This window comes from Cytobacillus oceanisediminis (assembly GCF_003182355.1).
Classification (GTDB): Bacteria; Bacillota; Bacilli; order Bacillales; family Cytobacillaceae; genus Cytobacillus; species Cytobacillus oceanisediminis_A.
In genome coordinates this window covers 38,142-55,340 of record NZ_QGTW01000006.1, presented here as the reverse complement: position 1 = coordinate 55,340, position 17,199 = coordinate 38,142, and the positions used below count along the sequence as shown (strand labels likewise).

Genomic DNA, 17,199 nt, shown 5'->3' with positions numbered 1-17,199 from the left:
AGAATGAAACTTAAGTTTTTAGGGGAGATGGAGGAACTTTACCAGGGGATTCATGAATTACAAACACAGCTTCAGTTCCAAGTCGCTGATGATGGTTTTCCCATCCTCGTAGAGCAAACGCTAGAAAATCAATTAGAAGTTAGAAAGGATGGAAGCCAAGGACTCATTCGGTATGCAAATAAAATCCACTTCTTTCGCGGGCTAGGATTATTCATCGAGAAGGCTATGAATCAAGGGTATTTTTACGTAAATGAAACCCCCCAGTTTCAGATGAATGGGATCATGCTAGACTGCTCTAGAAATGCAGTATTAAAACCAGATACAGTGCGAACCTTTCTTCGTTATATGGCGGTAATGGGATTGAACATGGTTATGCTCTATACGGAAGATACGTATACCATAAAAGAAGACCCCTATTTTGGATATATGAGAGGAAGATACAGCGAGAGTGAACTAAAGGGCCTTGATGACTATGCCCACTGTTTCGGTATTGAGATGATTCCCTGTATTCAAACTCTTGCCCACCTTTCCACATATTTAAAATGGTCTCATACAAAAGATTTTAAAGATACAGATGATGTTTTATTAGTGGGACATAAAGAAACGTACTCTTTTATTGAAAAGATGATCGTATCCGCATCTAGTCCATTCCGTTCAAATCGAATTCATATAGGAATGGACGAGGCTCATGGATTGGGACGGGGCCGGTTTTTGGATCTGCACGGAAAAGAAGAACGATTTAAGTTAATGAATAAGCATTTAAAAGAACTTGTGAAAATCACTTCCGAATATCATTTGAAGCCTATGGTATGGAGTGACATGTATTTTAGGGTGTGGTCCCGGACGGATGCATATTACGATCTGAACATTACTATCCCAGAAGAGGTATTAATGGATATACCTGATGATGTCCAGCTTGTTTATTGGGATTACTATAATGAAGATGAGGATTTTTACAAATCGTATTTCGAAAAGCATACCGCTTTTGGGAAAGCTCCTGTTTTTGCAGGCGGGATTTGGACTTGGCATGGGCCAACCATTCATTATAAAAAAACATTCAATACAACAAACGCAGCCCTAAACATGTGTAAGAAGCAGAACGTGCAAGAAGTATTTGCTACACTATGGGGAGATGATGGAGCGGAGAGTAATTACTATCTTGGGCTTCTAGGCATGCAATTGTATGCAGAACATGGGTATTCTGAGCAGCTGGATACTGAGAAGCTTAGAAACCGTTTTGAATTTTGTACGGGAGCGAATTACGATGCCTTTTTAACAATGGGGAATTTAGATGCACACCCTTCAGCGGATTGGAACAAGCTTATACCTGACAACCCAACGAAATTCTTGCTCTGGCAAGACATTCTTATCGGCTTGTTTGATAAGCATATAGAAGATTTGAACTTCAGCAGCCATTATCAATCGATAAAAAAAGAAATTTCAGGAAGATTGGTTCAAGAATCTAATTGGGACACGTTGTATGGATTTATGATGAAGATGTGCGATGTATTATGTATAAAATGCGACATTGGGATCACAATCAGTAATCTCTATAAAGAAAAAAACATGACAAAACTTAAAAGAATAGCGAATGAAGAATTAACTGAATTAAATAGGTTGGTAAAAGAGTTAAGAGAGCTTCATAGGGATATCTGGTATAAACAAAACAAAGCATTCGGGTGGGAAATTCTCGATATTCGTTATGGCGGGTTATTAGCAAGAATCGAAACAGCGCAAAAAAGGATAATGGATTATGTATTGGGTAACATCGATCGTATTGAAGAGTTAGAGGAGGAAAAGCTCTACTATGACTCACACCCAATGAAAAAAAATATTGGTATAGGCAAGGAAAATAAATATACAAAAATAGCCTCTGTAAACGTATTTTAAAGAGGGATTTAAAGACAATTAATGGACTTGTCTTTAAAAGGGATGAAATTTATAATTAAAACGAAATCAAGAAAACCCTTACAATTAATTGTCGGAATATTTAAAAAATGTTAAAAAAATGGAGGGGTATGCACATGAAGCGTAAAAAATGGCTGGGTCTTGTAATGGTTTTTTTACTCGTTTTCACTCCTTTGCTTGCTTGTTCGAATAGTGAAACGGCTTCAGGCGGTGAAGGTTCCGGTGACAAGAAGATTGAATTAGAATTTTGGACGATCAACTTAAAGAAAAATTTTGGCGATTATATTCAAGGAATGGTGGACGCTTATGAAAAAGAAAACCCTAATGTGACCATTAAGTGGGTAGATGTCCCAGGTGCTGACGCTTCCAAAAAATTTATTACCGCCATGCAAAGTAAAGATATTCCTGATGTTGTAAATCTATCAAGCTCAGACATTTCGTTAATTAGGCGATATAACGTATTAAGTCCAATAAATGATCTCGTAAAAGAAGAAGAGCTCTCTCCTTATATTGATGGATTGATAGAAGGTTTAACTTTTGAAGATGATTTGCTGGCAATCCCTTGGTATCATGGCGGACCACCTGTAGGGTTCTTAAATACTGAACTTTATAAACAAGCTGGTTTAGACCCTGAATCTCCTCCTGAAAATTGGAAAGAGTTATTGGAAAACGGCAAAAAGATACATGAAAAACTGCCAAAAGTATACGGCTCTAATGATATTCCGTCAATGGAAGTCCTGGTTGGACAAGGGCTGCCCATTTTAAATAAAAAGGGTACAAAACCTGTTTTCAACTCAGAGGAGCATGTGGAGTTTGTCGAGCTTTTCGTTGAAGCATACGAAAATGGATCAGTAGCGCCAGGAGCTATATCCGAAGATGACCGTCAGCTGCAGCAGACATTTGAAAACGGGCAACAGGCTCACGTAGGTCAAAAATTGGTTTCCGGTTTAGTCAATATTGAAAAGAATGCGCCGACAATACTTCCTAAATTAAAGGTGTTCAAACCTATTACTGGTGAAGATGGCACTGTTGCTATAGGCGGAATTCAAACCTTTGTAGTTCCAAAGAAATCAGAGCATCCTGAAGAAGCAGCTAAATTTGCCCTTTTTGTAACGAATGCCAAAAACCAATTAGAATTTACGAAACTTGTTTCCATATTCCCATCAACGGAAGAGACGTTAAAAGATCCTTTTTTTAAAGATTTTGAAGTAAAAACGATACACGACGAGGCGAGAAAGCTAATGGTTGAAATTGCGCCAAATCTGACTATTAATATTCTTGGAATTAATAAAGAGGAAGAATTAAAAAAGTATTATTTAGAACAAATACGTGCGGCAATGCTAGGTGAAAAAACGGTGAAAGAAGCCCTAGACGATGCAGCTGCTCATTGGGAAAAGGAGCTTTCAAAGTAAAGTAATACTTAGTTTAAGCAGCGGATTTATCCAATCCGCTGTCATTGTTTTTGCTAACAATGTCACAGGGAAAGGAGTAGGTAAATTGCAATTTAGCCGAATAGAGACCTTTAAAGAGAAAAAAGTGAGAATCAAAAGGACAAAGAGAAAGAAAATCAACCTTGTCCCATATATATTTTTGCTTCCAGCCATTGTCCTTATCTTTACTTTTGAGTATTTACCCACTCTTAATGCTTTTTATTATTCTTTTACCGAGTACCATGTATTTGCACCTGCAGAATGGATAGGGTTAGAAAATTATAGAATGATGATGGAAGACGACAAGTTTTGGAAATCACTTGGGAATTCTTTTCAATATTTTTTAATCACCGTACCTATCATTACAATTGTTCCCCTCTTCCTAGCCATGCTTGTGAATAGAAAAATAAAAGGAATTAATTTATTTAGAGTTCTTTACTATCTTCCGGTAATAACCTCAATGGTAGCAGTCGCGATATTGTGGAAATTTTTATATCACCCGACAGGATTAATAAACGCGTTTTTAAATTTTATTGGAATTGAGTCTGAGATCAACTGGTTGTTGAACACAAAAACGGCATTACCGGCCATCTCCATTCTTGAGTCATGGAAAGCAATGGGGTTCTATATGCTTATATACCTTGCCGGCCTTCAGATGGTATCAAAAGAATTAATCGAAGCGGCAAAAATTGACGGTGCTACAAAAGCAAGAATCATATGGCATGTGTATCTTCCGCAGCTAAGGCCAGTATTTGCGGTAACACTTGTTATGTCAACAATTGGATCTATCCAAATGTTTACCAGTGTTTATATTATGACTGGTGGAGGCCCACTAGACAGTACAATGTCCCTGCCGCTGTATATTTACCAAAAAGCATTCGAGGAGCTTGACATGGGGTACGCGACAGCAATGGGCATCGTTTTATGGGTGATATTAATGATCCTTACCATTATCAATTATAAGATTTCCAGAGGGGGTCAATCTGTACAATGATAAAAAATAACAAAAATAAGGTGATTAAGACTATTCTATTATATGTCATTTTATTTGCTGTTGCGTTGTTATTCATTGGTCCTTTCCTGTGGCTCCTTTCTACAGCGTTTAAATCAAATACTCAGGATGTTTTTGGATTTCCACCAAGTTTTATACCAAACCCTGCTGTATTTGATCATTTTATTGAAGCATGGACGGCCATACCGTTTCTGAAGTATTTGGTTAATTCTTTTCTCCTTCTCATCATTATGATCCCTGCCCATATTTTTTTGACAGCATTTACGGCATACCCGTTAGCACGCATGAACTTTCCGGGAAGAAATTTTATTTTCTACGCGATTATAGCTACCATGTTCTTGCCTGAAGAAGGAAAACTAGTTCCGCTTTATATAATCGTAGAAAAGCTCGGAATGGTAGATTCCTGGTTGGGACTTATCGTTCCTGGACTGGTAGGCGGATTCTCAATTTTCTTGATGAGACAAGCCTATCTAAGTATCCCAAAGGAAATCGAAGAGGCTGCAATTATTGATGGATGCGGTCCATTTAGAATATGGTGGAGCATCATTTTGCCGCTGACTAAGCCGACACTTGCCGCGTTAACTGTTTTCTCCTTTATATCGGTTTGGAACTCCTTTATGTGGCCATTGATTATTTTAAAGGATGAAAACTTGTACCCGATTGCTTTAGGATTAGCATATTTATCCGGAACGTTTGGAACCGATGTTAAAACGATGGCTGCAGGAGTGATTATCTCCCTCGTCCCGGTTATTATCTTCTATATTATTATGCAGCGTCATTTCGTAAGCGGGCTGCAAGGTTCTATTAAAGGATAAACTAAAGTGAAATGAGGACGATTAGATATGCAAACCATTACTTGGAAAGACAGGCCCTTACGAATTGTTGATTGCATACCGCCTGCGCCGGATATTTATGAAAAAATCGATTTGCCAAAACAATTTAAGATTAGACAGGAACTCGGTTTTAACTGCGAGCATATCGAAGTTCATGATGTAGCAGAAGGAGAATCCGGAATTACGTATTATCCATCCGATTGTGCAATTCAGGTTAGAAAGAATATTTTACAAGAGATTTCGAATTCATATGAAACGCTCGGAATAAACCCAATTGTTTACTTTAACGTACATTGGCTTGCAGAACCGCTAGCTAAAAGGTATCCAGAATGGCAGCAAAAAAATAAGGAAAATGATGTAATTCCAAGTGCTTATGGAAAGGGTTCCTATACTTGTATTAATTCGCGATTTAGGGAGTATGCCTTTCAAACAATACGGAACCTTACCCAGTATGCCATTCAAGGTATCTTTTTAGACGGCCCATTTTTCAGAATAGAAGGCTGTTATTGTAAGGAATGCAAAGAGCTGTTCTTTAAAGAGTATGGGTATCCGATACCTCATTGGTCGAAAGCAAGCAACAAGGAAAAACAGGAATTATTTCAATTTAAACGTTATTCGATTGCCCGTTTTATGAAAGAAGCAAATGCTACGTTAAAAAAAGTTAAGCCGGACAGTATGATCTATATGAACAGCCCTCAACTCGTTCCGACAAAATACTGCAGCAGAGACAACCGGTTGACGGTTAAGTATCAGGATATGCTGCTGGCAGAAGGTGGTTTCCTCGGAGAAGATCTTAGGAAAGTTCCGATTTGGAAGCCTGCTGCAACAGCACAACTGCTGGAGACACAGGCAGATGGAAAGCCCTACTGTGTCGCCATTGCTGGCAGGTTAGCTCCATGGTCTCGTTATTTATTATCGCATGCAGAAACTTGGTTGACTCATGCGATGGCAGTCTCACATGGAGCGAACACGTGGTATGGCATCTATAACGATAACAACCAGGATAGAAGGATGGGAACAGTAAAAGAGATCAATCGATTTCTGAGAATAAACGAAAAGTATTTTACAGATACGAAATCAATGGCAACGATCGCCTTAATGTGGTCATATGAAACGGCGAATGTTTATCAATCATCCGCAGAGGAAACCGATTTTACTACTGGGCAAGAAGAGCTGGCAGATGAGGAGAAAGGGGATTCCCGTGGCTCTTTTATAGGATGGTACGATGCTTTGTCACGAGGCAAAATCCCCTTTGATGTGATTGATGATACGTCTATAATAGATGGAAGCTTTCAAAAATATGAACTTATTATTCTTCCAAATGTCAGTGTCATGAATCCAGAGCAAGCAGAACAGATTGAAAGGTATGTAAAAGAAGCTGGAAAAATAATCTCTTCTTTTGACACATCGTTATACGATGAATACGGGATGAGGAGGGCCAAACCTCTTTTAAGTAACATCTTAGGAATAGAAAGAATAGAGGGAATCAATAACTCTAAATACGATCACATAGAAATTGATAAGGAAAGCCATTTGACAGAAGGCATCGATCAAACCGTGATTCCGGCTGCCAGTTTAGGTACCAAAATAATACCTGCCGCTAAGACTAATCTTTGCATGCATTACCGGAGGAAACAAAAATCAAGGTATTGTGAGCTCCCGGAGATCACTTCTTATCCATATATTGTTCATCATTCTTATGGAAGTGGTAAAAGTATTTACTTCACGGCTAATGTTGGCAAGTTTTATGAAAGCTTTGCACTTCCCGAGTATCGGATATTGATGAATAACGCAGTAAGAGAGCTTGTAAATGTACCGGTGCTTGTAAAAACAACAACCCCTAATGAAGCGATTCATCTTTCCCTTCGGAAAAAAGGGGAAAAGCAAATCCTGCTGCATCTCGTGAACTATACAGGATCTATGATAAGGCCAATTTCCGATGTCATCCCGTTAACAGATGTACAAATCGAGCTAAAGGCAGAACTTAGAGTCTCGGATGTAAAAGCACTAAGAAAAAATGAACAACTTAAGTTTCACCAGGAAGAAGGAACTATTTTTATTCAATTGGATTTTCTATTGGAATATGAGGTTGTTGTAGTTAATTTACAATAAACAGAAGTAATTAAAGACTGTAAATAGATATGTCTTTATTTATCAATAAACAAATTAATTTAGAGAGATGAGGAGAAAAATGGAGACACTTCAAGATCTAGAAAAGAAACTGTCTGAACCATCTAGTCGATTAATTAAGGATATTCGCGATATTAAAGGTGACATTATGATTTTAGGAGTGGGGGGAAAAATGGGCCCTACTCTTGCAAAAGTTGCAAAAAGAGCTTGTGACCAGGTTGGGGTAAATAAAAGAATTATAGGAGTATCACGCTTTTCTTCAAAGAACGTAAGAATTGACCTTGAAGAACATGGTGTGGAAACCATTGCTGCTGATCTGTTGGATGAAAAGGAGCTTCAAAATCTGCCAGAAGCGGAAAATATCATCTACATGGCCGGCTACAAATTTGGAACAGTAGGCAATGAATCGTACACATGGGCGATGAATACTTTTCTGCCTGGTAAAGTTGCAGAGAAATTTAAAAATTCCAGAATCGTAAGTTTTTCATCAGGCAATGTTTATCCGTTAACAAATGTTTCTTATGGGGGAGCCTCTGAAAATCATCAAACTGGGCCGGTAGGTGAGTATGCTCAATCCTGTCTTGGGAGAGAAAGAATTTTTGAACATTTTTCAAGACTGCATGGAACGAAACTAGTCCAATTTCGTCTGAATTATTCTATCGATTTAAGATATGGTGTTCTTTTGGAGATTGCGAGAAGCGTATATAACGGTAATCCTATTGATCTTCATATGGGTCATGTAAATGTCATTTGGCAAGGTGATGCAAATGAAATGGCAATTAGAAGCCTAATGCTAGCAGATTCCCCACCGCTTATATTGAATGTAACAGGTCCTGAAACGGTATCAATTCGCTGGTTGGCTGAGAAATTTGGTGAGAAGTTTGGAAAAGAACCTGTTTTTTTAAATGAAGAAAGTGAAACGGCGCTCCTAAATAACGCAACAAAGGCTCATAAATTGCTAGGCTATCCTCTCGTTACATTACAACAAATGATGGAATGGGTAGGTCGCTGGGTAGAGATTGATGGAGAAACAATCAATAAGCCTACCCATTTTCAGCAGAGGGAGGGAGCCTTTTAACGATGGAAAATCGGTTGAAAGCAATAATCCATAAAGCGATCCTAGAAGGACTTGTCATTCCGGCACATCCACTTGCCTTGAATGCAATGAGAGAACTGGATGAAGAAAGACAGAGAGGACTTACGAGATACTACATGGCAGCAGGAGCAGGCGGGGTAGCTGTAGGTGTACACACAACCCAGTTTGAAATAAGGGACCCAAAATATAACCTAAATAAAAAGGTACTTGAACTAGCAATAGACGAAGTAAGGAAAGCCAAACTTGCCAGACCTTTTGTAACAATAGCAGGAATTTGCGGAGACACTTTTCAGGCTCTTGAAGAAGCCCGATTTGCAAAAGAGTTAGGATATGATATGGGCCTTGTAAGCATGGGCGGGCTATCGGACTGGTCTGAAACTGATTTAATCGACCGGTTAGAAGCCATCTCTCAGATTATTCCTGTGTTTGGATTTTATCTTCAACCTTCTGTCGGGGGCCGTATCCTAAGCTATAAGTTTTGGAAAACAGCTGCCGAAATACCAGGTGTGATGGCCATCAAAATTGCGCCATTCAACCGATACCAAACACTTGATGTAGTTCGTGCGGTAGCCCATTCTTCCCGGAGTGACGAAATTGCACTATATACCGGAAATGATGACAACATTATTGTCGATCTGCTGACCGCATATAACATCCAAGTAGATGGGAAAACGGTGAAAAAAAGGATTGTTGGAGGCCTATTAGGTCATTGGGCTGTCTGGACAAAGAAAGCAGTTGATCTACTGGAGGAAATAAAACAAGTGCTCGGTGAAGAAAATTCTACCCGGATTTCAGAGTTATTATCCCTTAATGTTGAAGTGACTGATGTAAACGCAGCACTGTTTGATCCTGCTAATGGTTTTTCAGGTTGTATTCCAGGCATACACGAAATTTTGAGAAGACAGGGGTTGCTTGAGGGAAGGTGGTGCCTAAACCCGGATGAAGACCTTTCTCCAGGCCAGTTAAGGGAAATTGAGCGGGTATATAGAGAATATCCTCATTTGAATGATGATGATTTCGTACTGCAAAACCGTTCTAAATGGCTTAGCAATAATAACGTATACTAGATGGGACGTATCGTTATATTTATATATGTGGAACATTGGAAAATTAATAGAATTGGTAAATTGTTGACGGGGTGTTTCGACCATTAGTGATCATACAAGGAGATATTGGGACTATGTAAAGTTGATACACTAATGATTTAATGAAGTGATCTACAGTGTATACTTTTTCGGAGGTTAAAATAGTTGGATGATAAAGCAGGTGTTTACTTATCCTATAGCAGTTTTTTCTACAAACAGAACAGGTCATATATATTAAGAGATAACGTATTTGCCTATTATTTTTTTATGAGAGGTGAATAATAGTGGCTAAAATTAAAAGCAAAATTTTATTAGGACTTTCCATGATAATGGCTATCCATATGTTGTTTTCTCAATCTATTCTAGCTTCATCAAATATATGGTATGACAAGTATGTAGCAAATGAAAACATTTATGGAAGTTCTTATTATACTTCCAAGGACTCATCTGATTTAGCATGGGGAGAAAGCTATCTCCTAAGAAGTTATATAGAATTGTATAATCAAACAAAAGATAATCAGTGGTTACAAAAATTTACACTTCATGTAGATAAAATGATCTCTAATAGTAATGATGATGATAACGATGGGTATTTGGGGTGGACTACCTATAAGTATTCGCCCATTGAGTTAGATAATGGAGGATTTGAGTTAGATTTAAATAATTGGACAAGATTTCAATCTACTACTTCAACGGCATTTCAAAATAACGAACCTGCGGTATACAATCAAAGCCAATACGGTGAGCATAGCTTAACTCTAAAAACAAATGGTAGTAGTTGGCAAAAAGTTTATCAAAAAATGATGTCTTATGAACCAAATACCAAATACCGTCTAAGGTTGTTTGGAAAAACGAATGGATTAGTAATGGGTGAAGCATATGTCCATGATAGAACGACCAACACGATATTAGGTAAAGCAACAATTGATAGTACTGAATGGGGATTCTATAACATCGATTTCACCACACCTTCGAGTGGCCATAATCTTGAAATCTGGTTAGGCCATAACACATACACGGTTTCCAATGGTATTACTTATTTTGATCAAGTAGAAGTAAGTGCTTATTATCCTTATCACGTACATGATGCTATGATTGGAATCCCAATTGCAGAGTTTATCCGCCTAATTAATAACACGCCAGAATTACAATTAATTTATCAGAATAAAGCAAATTCGTACCGACAATTTGTTGAAAATGAATTAATTCCAAAATGGGAGCATAGTCAAGTCATTGGAAACACATGGGATTCCATATTAGGGACATATAGAGAATCGAAAAATTATACAGCTCAAAGCGGTACTACAAATGGCCCAGGTACTACTTTGCCATATAATATGTTTTTAGCATTTAGTCAATTATTAATTATTATGTATGACATTAATGGGAATTCTAGTTACTTAGAAAAAGCGAAAAGGATAAATGAATACTTTAAAACTAAGTTAGTAGTTGATCCTAACCATGATTCGTACTTGTGGAAATACAGCGATAATTATAATTCATGGGAGGATACTTCCCATGGTCAACTTGATCTGTCTGCAATTGTTGAAATGTATAGATATGGTTTAAGTTATTCTGGAGATGACATTGAAAAATTTGCAAATACTTTTTCTAATGTCATGGTAGATAGAACTGTGACCCCCAACAAAGTCAAGAATTTTGTAAGCGGCAACAATACAACAAGAGGTCCGTTTATCTATACGTTAAATCTAGCAAACTGGACAGAATTATCACAGTTTGACAAAAGTGTATGGCCAGTAGCTGCGGAACAATATAGAAGCATAACACCTAACAGTGGTTTTAAATTTTTGACGTTAGCTCAAATTATGAAATGGGATAGAGCTAAACTCGTAAACCGGGGTTTTGAATATACAACAAGTTTTGATAATACTCAACCAGCACAATGGGTTAGAACGAATTCAACCGCAGCGACGGCATATATGGATACCCAAAACAAAATAAGTGGTAATTATGGTGCTACCATAAAATCCAATGGTACTTCGTGGCAATACTTAACCCAAACATGGGAAGAGTGGGTCCCTTCTACTTCATATACTTTAACCTTTTCTGGAAAAACAGATACTACAGGAGCGGGGGGAAGGGTCATTATTAAAAATGAAACTACTGGTGAAAGCTTAGTTAATTATACTTTTGAAAATACAAGCTGGCAATCTCATTCTGTTACCTTTAACTCTCCTTCCAATAGTTCGCATGTTGTAAGGGTTTATTTAGGTAATAAATCATATGCAATTCTAAATGGGAAAGTACATTTTGATAATATTAAAATTAAAGCACAATCTGATGTGTGGTAAAAGAATTTTAAAACGATGATTAGATTTGATAAAACCTCTTGATCTTAAAGGATCAAGAGGTCAGTTTGTGAAGAAAGTAGGGTGTTTTTTCTTTACATGCTCCTAGGGCAGAAGGTTCATGTGGTTTTACAAAACAACATACATTTAAAACCGTTCCCTACCCAGTTAACCATGTAATCGATACTAACGGTGCTGGTGCATACGCTGCTAGTTATTGTCGGTCATATTAGATGAAGAGAATCCTTAAGCTCAAGATTTGCTTATAAAGTCACTGCCTAAAGCTTTGAACCGGGCTAACATTTTGGGAGATTTAGCAATTCAACATAAAGGAGATTGGGACGGGGCACCTATAATAGCGGAAGTTGAACTACTGGAAGGCGGGCATCAAATCGTTACTCGATAGTAAAGACTTGAAAAGAATTAACCATTGGGAAGGTTGATTCTTTTTATTCTAAATAAAAAAAATAGGAAGTGAGGTATCTCGTATGAAAATGACGTTAAGATGGTATGGGGAGGAAGACTCTATTTCGCTAGATGCCATTCGCCAAATTCCAGGTGTGACCGGTATTGTGTCTGCGATTTATGATGTTCCAGTCGGTGAAGTATGGCCGGTTGAAAAAATAAAAGCATTAAAAGACAAAATTGTGAAAAAAGGCTTTACGTTGGATGTCATTGAAAGTGTACCGGTTCATGAAGACATTAAGCTAGGGCTTCCATCTAGGGATCTTTATATTGAAAACTATAAGAAAACAATTCGTAATCTTGCTGCATCGGGTGTAAAAGTTATTTGCTACAACTTTATTTTAGTATTTGACTGGATGAGATCAGACCTTAATCTTGAGATACTATTTAAAAAATGAACCCACTTACTGGTGATTTGCAGTTACTAGGTTGGGATTCAAGCTATGGAAAAGATGAATTATCGAATTTACATAATCATTATGAATCGATGACAGAAGAAAAGTTATGGGAGAACCTGCAATATTTTTTACAATCGATTATAAAAGTGGCAGATGAAACAGGCACTAAAATGGCGATTCATCCGGATGATCCACTTTGGTCGATTTTTGAACTTCCTCGCATAATAACTTCAAAGGAAAATTTAGAACGATTTACTCAACTTGTTGAAAGTCCAAATAATGGATTGACAATTTGTACAGGATCTCTTGGTGCGAATCCAAACAAGGATTTGCCTGAGATCATTCGTTATTTTGGTCAAAAAGGACTTATTCATTTTGCACATATTCGAAATATAAAAATCACAGGATATCATTCATTTCATGAAACCTCTCATCGTTCATCTGATGGCTCCCTTGATATTGTTGAAATTATGAAAGCTTATGATGATATCGGTTTTGATGGTCCAATACGACCTGATCATGGCCGAATGATTTGGGGTGAAAAGGGAAGACCAGGTTATGGATTATTTGATAGAGCCCTTGGTGCTGTCTATCTAAATGCTATTTGGGATACATTGAAAAAGACTAAAATGAAAGGGGAGGTTTTCCAAATTGAAAATCCCGTTTCAGGTTGGAAAAGTTGCCGTCATTAATGGAGGGAGCGGTGTATTAGGTAGTGTTTTCTCAAAAGCACTGGCTTCCTGCGGAGCGAAAGTTGCGATTATTGGACGTAACCAGGATAGGCTTGACCGAATATCTTATGAAATAGGGAGTTCTGAGGAACGGCATTGGGTATAAATGCAGATGTATTAAACATAGCTCAATTAACCAATGCCAATGAAATCATTCTAAATAAGCTAGGTCCCTGCGATATTCTGATCAATGGAGCAGGGGGAAACCACCCAAAAGGTACAACAACAAAAGAATACTTCAACGAAGAAGTTCTTGATCATAAGGAAAACCTTTTAACTTTTTTTGATTTGGACGCTGAGGGTATGGAATTTGTAATTAATTTAAACTTTCTTGGCACTATACTTCCAACTCAAATCTTTGCAAGGGAGATGATTGGTAATAAAGAAGGAGTTATTTTAAATATTTCATCTATGAATGCTTTTACCCCATTAATAAAAATTCCTGCTTATAGTGGAGCAAAAGCCTCTATCAATAACTTTACACAATGGCTTGCCGTACATATCTCAAAAGTAGGGATTAGAGTTAATGCGATTTCTACAGGATTTTTTCTAACAGGTCAAAACGAGAAACTCTTACTCAACGAAGACGGTTCATATACAGAGAGAGCAAAAAAGATTTTTGATCATACACCGATGGGACGCTTTGGGAAAAGCGAAGAGTTGATTGGGACACTTCTATGGTTAATTGATCACAATTCTACAGGATTTGTAAATGGATTGTTGTTCCTGTCGATGGGGGTTTTTCAGAATATTCAGGTGTTTAACTATAGAGAAAATCCAAAATAAGGCCAAAAAGGGCGACACTGAGATATCCAGTGTTGCCCTTGTTAGATACTCTGTCTTTTTTTAGTGCTTGGGGGATTATATCAGAGTGAACTAATTATATCAAACGAAGGGAGGGAGCGAAGGATCTGGTCCCTTATTTATAAATTTTTTTATAGAGTTTAAATTCACTTTATTTACGCCTTTTTCCTAACACTTCTGCCGCTTTCCTAGCTTTTTCTCTAGTCGTATTAATATAAAGAAGGGAGGTATCAGACGAAGTATGTCCTAACTGATTCATAACAAGGGGAATATCACCAGTTTGTTCTGCTAGATTCGTAACATACGTATGTCTGAGCTTATGGGGTGACATACGCTTATCAAAAGACTTCGTATACTTTTCTACAATGGCTTCAATCGTTCGATTAGTGAGGGGAGAGCCCCTTTAAAGTTTTGAGCGTTTAAATCCCGTCTTATAAAGTTGAGGCTGAACTCATCGAGTGTTCTGATATACCTCCATTAAAGGACACCGTTGATACGCTGCAAAAATGTGGAGAAACGTTCTTTGGCTATTATTCAAACGAAGGATTATGCGGAGCGATATCTTTAAAAGACGAGAATAACACAATTGATATTCATAGATTAATTGTTCACCCCGATCATTTTAGAAAAGGAATAGCCCAAAAGTTGCTAGAATTCATTGAAAGAATAGAAGGAATTAAAAGCTTGATCGTCTCAACTGGCTCTAAAAACACGCCAGCCATAAATTTTTATGAAAAAAACGGATTTAAAAAAGTTAATCAAATTATAGTGAATGAAAATTTATTTTTAACCTCACTTGAGAAAAAATTTAAGTAAAAAGGAAACTGCTTAAAGAAAGTGAATATTTTTTACAAATCAGTCTAGGGAGGGAATGTTCTCATGAGTTCATTAACAGCAGAACAAGTAGAGAAGGCGATTGAGGAAAAGGAGAAGGAATTAATTCGTGTAAAAGGGGAATTGGCAACATTAAGAAAACAGCTTCCTTCATTCACGGTAAAAGATTACCTGCTGACAACTACGGAAGGCACTAAAGTTGCATTGAGCGAGCTTTTTGGAGACAAAAAGGAGTTAGTGGTCATTCATAATATGGGAAAATCGTGTCCCTATTGTACTCTTTGGGCAGATGGATTGAATGGTTTTACACAGCATATTGAAAATAAAGCATCCTTTGTTTTAACAAGTCCGGATGGCTATCAGACACTAGACCAAATTTCAAAAAGCAGAGGCTGGGAATTCATTTGTTTATCAACTGAAGGGTCGACTTTTAAAGAAGACCTAGGATTTAGAGATCAGAATGGAAATGTACTTCCAGGAGTCTCGGTTTTGTTGAAAAATGATGACGGCAGCATTCACCATTATACAAAAGCTGCGTTCGGTCCTGGCGATGAATACTGCAGCATTTGGTCCCTTTTTGAGCTTCTGCCAGGGGGAAGTGGAGATTGGGGTCCGAGAAATAAATACTAAAATTGTGCGTTTCTGCATTCTGGCAGAGACGCTTTTTTAGTTCAATGCAAAGTAAAAAAAGGAAACTTATGGTATATTTTAATAGGGTCTGCCATCATAAGTTGTTTGTCACTTTAAGTCATTGGAATAACAGCTAAAAGGGAGTTCTGTCCATGCTGAAAAATAAAAGCATTACTAATAAATTACTAAGCGATGTTATAGAAGATGTTAACTTTTCTGGTGTCGTTTTCGCTAAAACGGAGATGGAAATAGCCTTCCAATCAGCTCGTGGTCATTCAAATAGAGCTGATGAATTATTAAATAATCTAAACACTAGGTTTGGCATTGCATCTGGATGCAAGTTATTTACAGCAATTGGCATTTGTCAATTAGTTGAGGAAGGGATACTTACATTTGATACCAGACTTAAAGAGATAATGGGTGACATTTTTCCTCACTTTGATAAAGATATTACCGTTCACCACCTGTTAACCCATACTTCTGGAGTGCCTGACTATTTTGATGAGGAAATTATGGATGATTTTGAGGAGCTTTGGAAAGAAAGGCCAATGTATCATCTAAATCAATTAAGAGATTTTCTTCCTTTGTTCCAAAATAACAAAATGATGTTTAAACCGGGTGAAAGATTTCATTACAATAATGCAGGATTTATATTGTTAGGCTTAATTATTGAGAAAAGGACGGGCCTGAATTTTCAGGACTATGTCCAATTGAATATATTTGAACCTTGTGGGATGAAGGATTCAGGTTACTTTCGTTTTGACAATCTTCCTAAAAATACAGCAATTGGCTATATTGATAATGAGGAAGACGGGACATGGAGAACCAATATTTATTCATTACCCATTAGAGGCGGCTCGGACGGTGGAGCGTACGTGACTGCCCAAGATATGACCTTCTTATGGGATGGTTTGCGGACCTATAAGTTATTAAGCAAAGAGTATACAGAAAAACTTTTGACACCGCATGTTATAGTTAAAGATGTCAAATATTACGGATACGGGATATGGATTAGTAAGAGAAATGATTCAATATTTAAGTATCATGTTATGGGTTATGATCCAGGGGTTAGTTTTCATTCAGCATATTATCCGGCTAGCGGATTAACGCTGGTGATTCCGTCAAATAAATCATTTGGCCCATCTGCTATAATGGAAACATTTGAAAATCACATATAAACCGATCAAAGGGCGTTACTTCCAATGGAAGAACGCTCTTTTCAATTCTAATGAAACTTGCCCGATCCTTCTTCGAGGGTTTTTATTTTATTTTAGAAAGTTCTAAAGAAATTGGTTAAATATGTTAACATGGAAGGGTGAGATTTTTAGTAAAAAAATAAGGAAACACCTTTAATTATTTTGCGGATTAATTAATTCCTTGATTGAAGGAACGGTGGGATTGCAATCGTAAAGTCAATAAAATGGCAATTCATCTTGTCTATAATGGTTGCGCCTGCTTTTGTCTATCAGTCCTTGTCTTATACCGAGTTTATGGGGGGATGGGGAGTTTTATTTTCCAAGATTCCTTTTTTACC

At 37.4% G+C, this 17,199-nt stretch carries 11 protein-coding genes and 3 pseudogenes; 13 read left to right on the top strand and 1 reads right to left on the bottom strand.

The annotated features are described in order from the left end of the window. Window positions 1-3: 3 nt before the first annotated feature. The 10 genes and pseudogenes from DFO73_RS12600 (at window position 4) to DFO73_RS12555 (ending at window position 14,161) form a co-directional block, all read left to right on the top strand. Entirely contained in the window at window positions 4-1,890 is a 1,887-nt protein-coding gene (locus tag DFO73_RS12600) for a beta-N-acetylhexosaminidase (RefSeq protein ID WP_110065112.1), read from the top strand. A 134-nt stretch (window positions 1,891-2,024) separates the two neighbouring features. Further along, window positions 2,025-3,320 carry an ABC transporter substrate-binding protein gene (locus DFO73_RS12595; RefSeq protein WP_181396004.1) on the top strand — a complete coding sequence of 432 codons (1,296 nt, stop codon included), beginning with the start codon at window positions 2,025-2,027 and terminating at the stop codon, window positions 3,318-3,320. Window positions 3,321-3,405: 85 nt separating this feature from the next. Next, window positions 3,406-4,332 (top strand): carbohydrate ABC transporter permease, encoded by a 927-nt coding sequence (locus DFO73_RS12590; protein WP_181396003.1) that lies wholly within the window; start codon window positions 3,406-3,408, stop codon window positions 4,330-4,332. Further along, complete coding sequence (locus tag DFO73_RS12585) at window positions 4,329-5,165, top strand: carbohydrate ABC transporter permease (RefSeq protein WP_110065109.1); 837 nt, start codon at window positions 4,329-4,331, stop codon at window positions 5,163-5,165. Before DFO73_RS12590 ends, DFO73_RS12585 begins: the two co-directional genes overlap by 4 nt. A gap of 27 nt (window positions 5,166-5,192) precedes the next feature. Continuing rightward, window positions 5,193-7,295: a beta-galactosidase trimerization domain-containing protein gene (locus tag DFO73_RS12580; protein WP_110065108.1), complete on the top strand. Its 2,103-nt coding sequence runs from the start codon at window positions 5,193-5,195 to the stop codon at window positions 7,293-7,295. Between the two features lie 79 nt (window positions 7,296-7,374). Beyond that, window positions 7,375-8,391 carry an NAD-dependent epimerase/dehydratase family protein gene (locus tag DFO73_RS12575; RefSeq protein WP_110065107.1) on the top strand — a complete coding sequence of 339 codons (1,017 nt, stop codon included), beginning with the start codon at window positions 7,375-7,377 and terminating at the stop codon, window positions 8,389-8,391. A gap of 2 nt (window positions 8,392-8,393) precedes the next feature. Continuing rightward, the gene (locus tag DFO73_RS12570; RefSeq protein ID WP_110065106.1) at window positions 8,394-9,476 is read left to right on the top strand and encodes a dihydrodipicolinate synthase family protein; all 1,083 of its coding nucleotides are present in this window, start codon (window positions 8,394-8,396) and stop codon (window positions 9,474-9,476) included. 302 nt (window positions 9,477-9,778) lie between these two features. Further along, complete coding sequence (locus DFO73_RS12565) at window positions 9,779-11,806, top strand: hypothetical protein (protein WP_110065105.1); 2,028 nt, start codon at window positions 9,779-9,781, stop codon at window positions 11,804-11,806. Window positions 11,807-12,291: 485 nt separating this feature from the next. Further along, a pseudogene (locus DFO73_RS12560) lies at window positions 12,292-13,358 on the top strand (mannonate dehydratase). Next, a pseudogene (locus DFO73_RS12555) lies at window positions 13,318-14,161 on the top strand (SDR family oxidoreductase). The pseudogenes DFO73_RS12560 and DFO73_RS12555 overlap by 41 nt, the downstream one beginning before the upstream one ends. A gap of 191 nt (window positions 14,162-14,352) precedes the next feature. Here DFO73_RS12555 and DFO73_RS12550 read toward each other — a convergent pair. Next, window positions 14,353-14,592, bottom strand: a pseudogene (locus DFO73_RS12550) (tyrosine-type recombinase/integrase); the annotation flags it as partial. Between the two features lie 32 nt (window positions 14,593-14,624). Between DFO73_RS12550 and DFO73_RS12545 the strand changes: the two are divergent. From DFO73_RS12545 to DFO73_RS12535, 3 genes are all read left to right on the top strand, one after another. Then, window positions 14,625-15,017, top strand: a complete 393-nt coding sequence (locus tag DFO73_RS12545) for a GNAT family N-acetyltransferase (protein WP_258309478.1) — start codon at window positions 14,625-14,627, stop codon at window positions 15,015-15,017. Window positions 15,018-15,080: 63 nt separating this feature from the next. Next, window positions 15,081-15,665, top strand: a complete 585-nt coding sequence (locus DFO73_RS12540) for a DUF899 family protein (RefSeq protein ID WP_110065104.1) — start codon at window positions 15,081-15,083, stop codon at window positions 15,663-15,665. A 152-nt stretch (window positions 15,666-15,817) separates the two neighbouring features. Continuing rightward, a complete protein-coding gene (locus tag DFO73_RS12535) occupies window positions 15,818-16,843 on the top strand; it encodes a serine hydrolase domain-containing protein (protein ID WP_110065103.1) in 1,026 nt (341 codons plus the stop codon). Window positions 16,844-17,199: the final 356 nt, after the last annotated feature.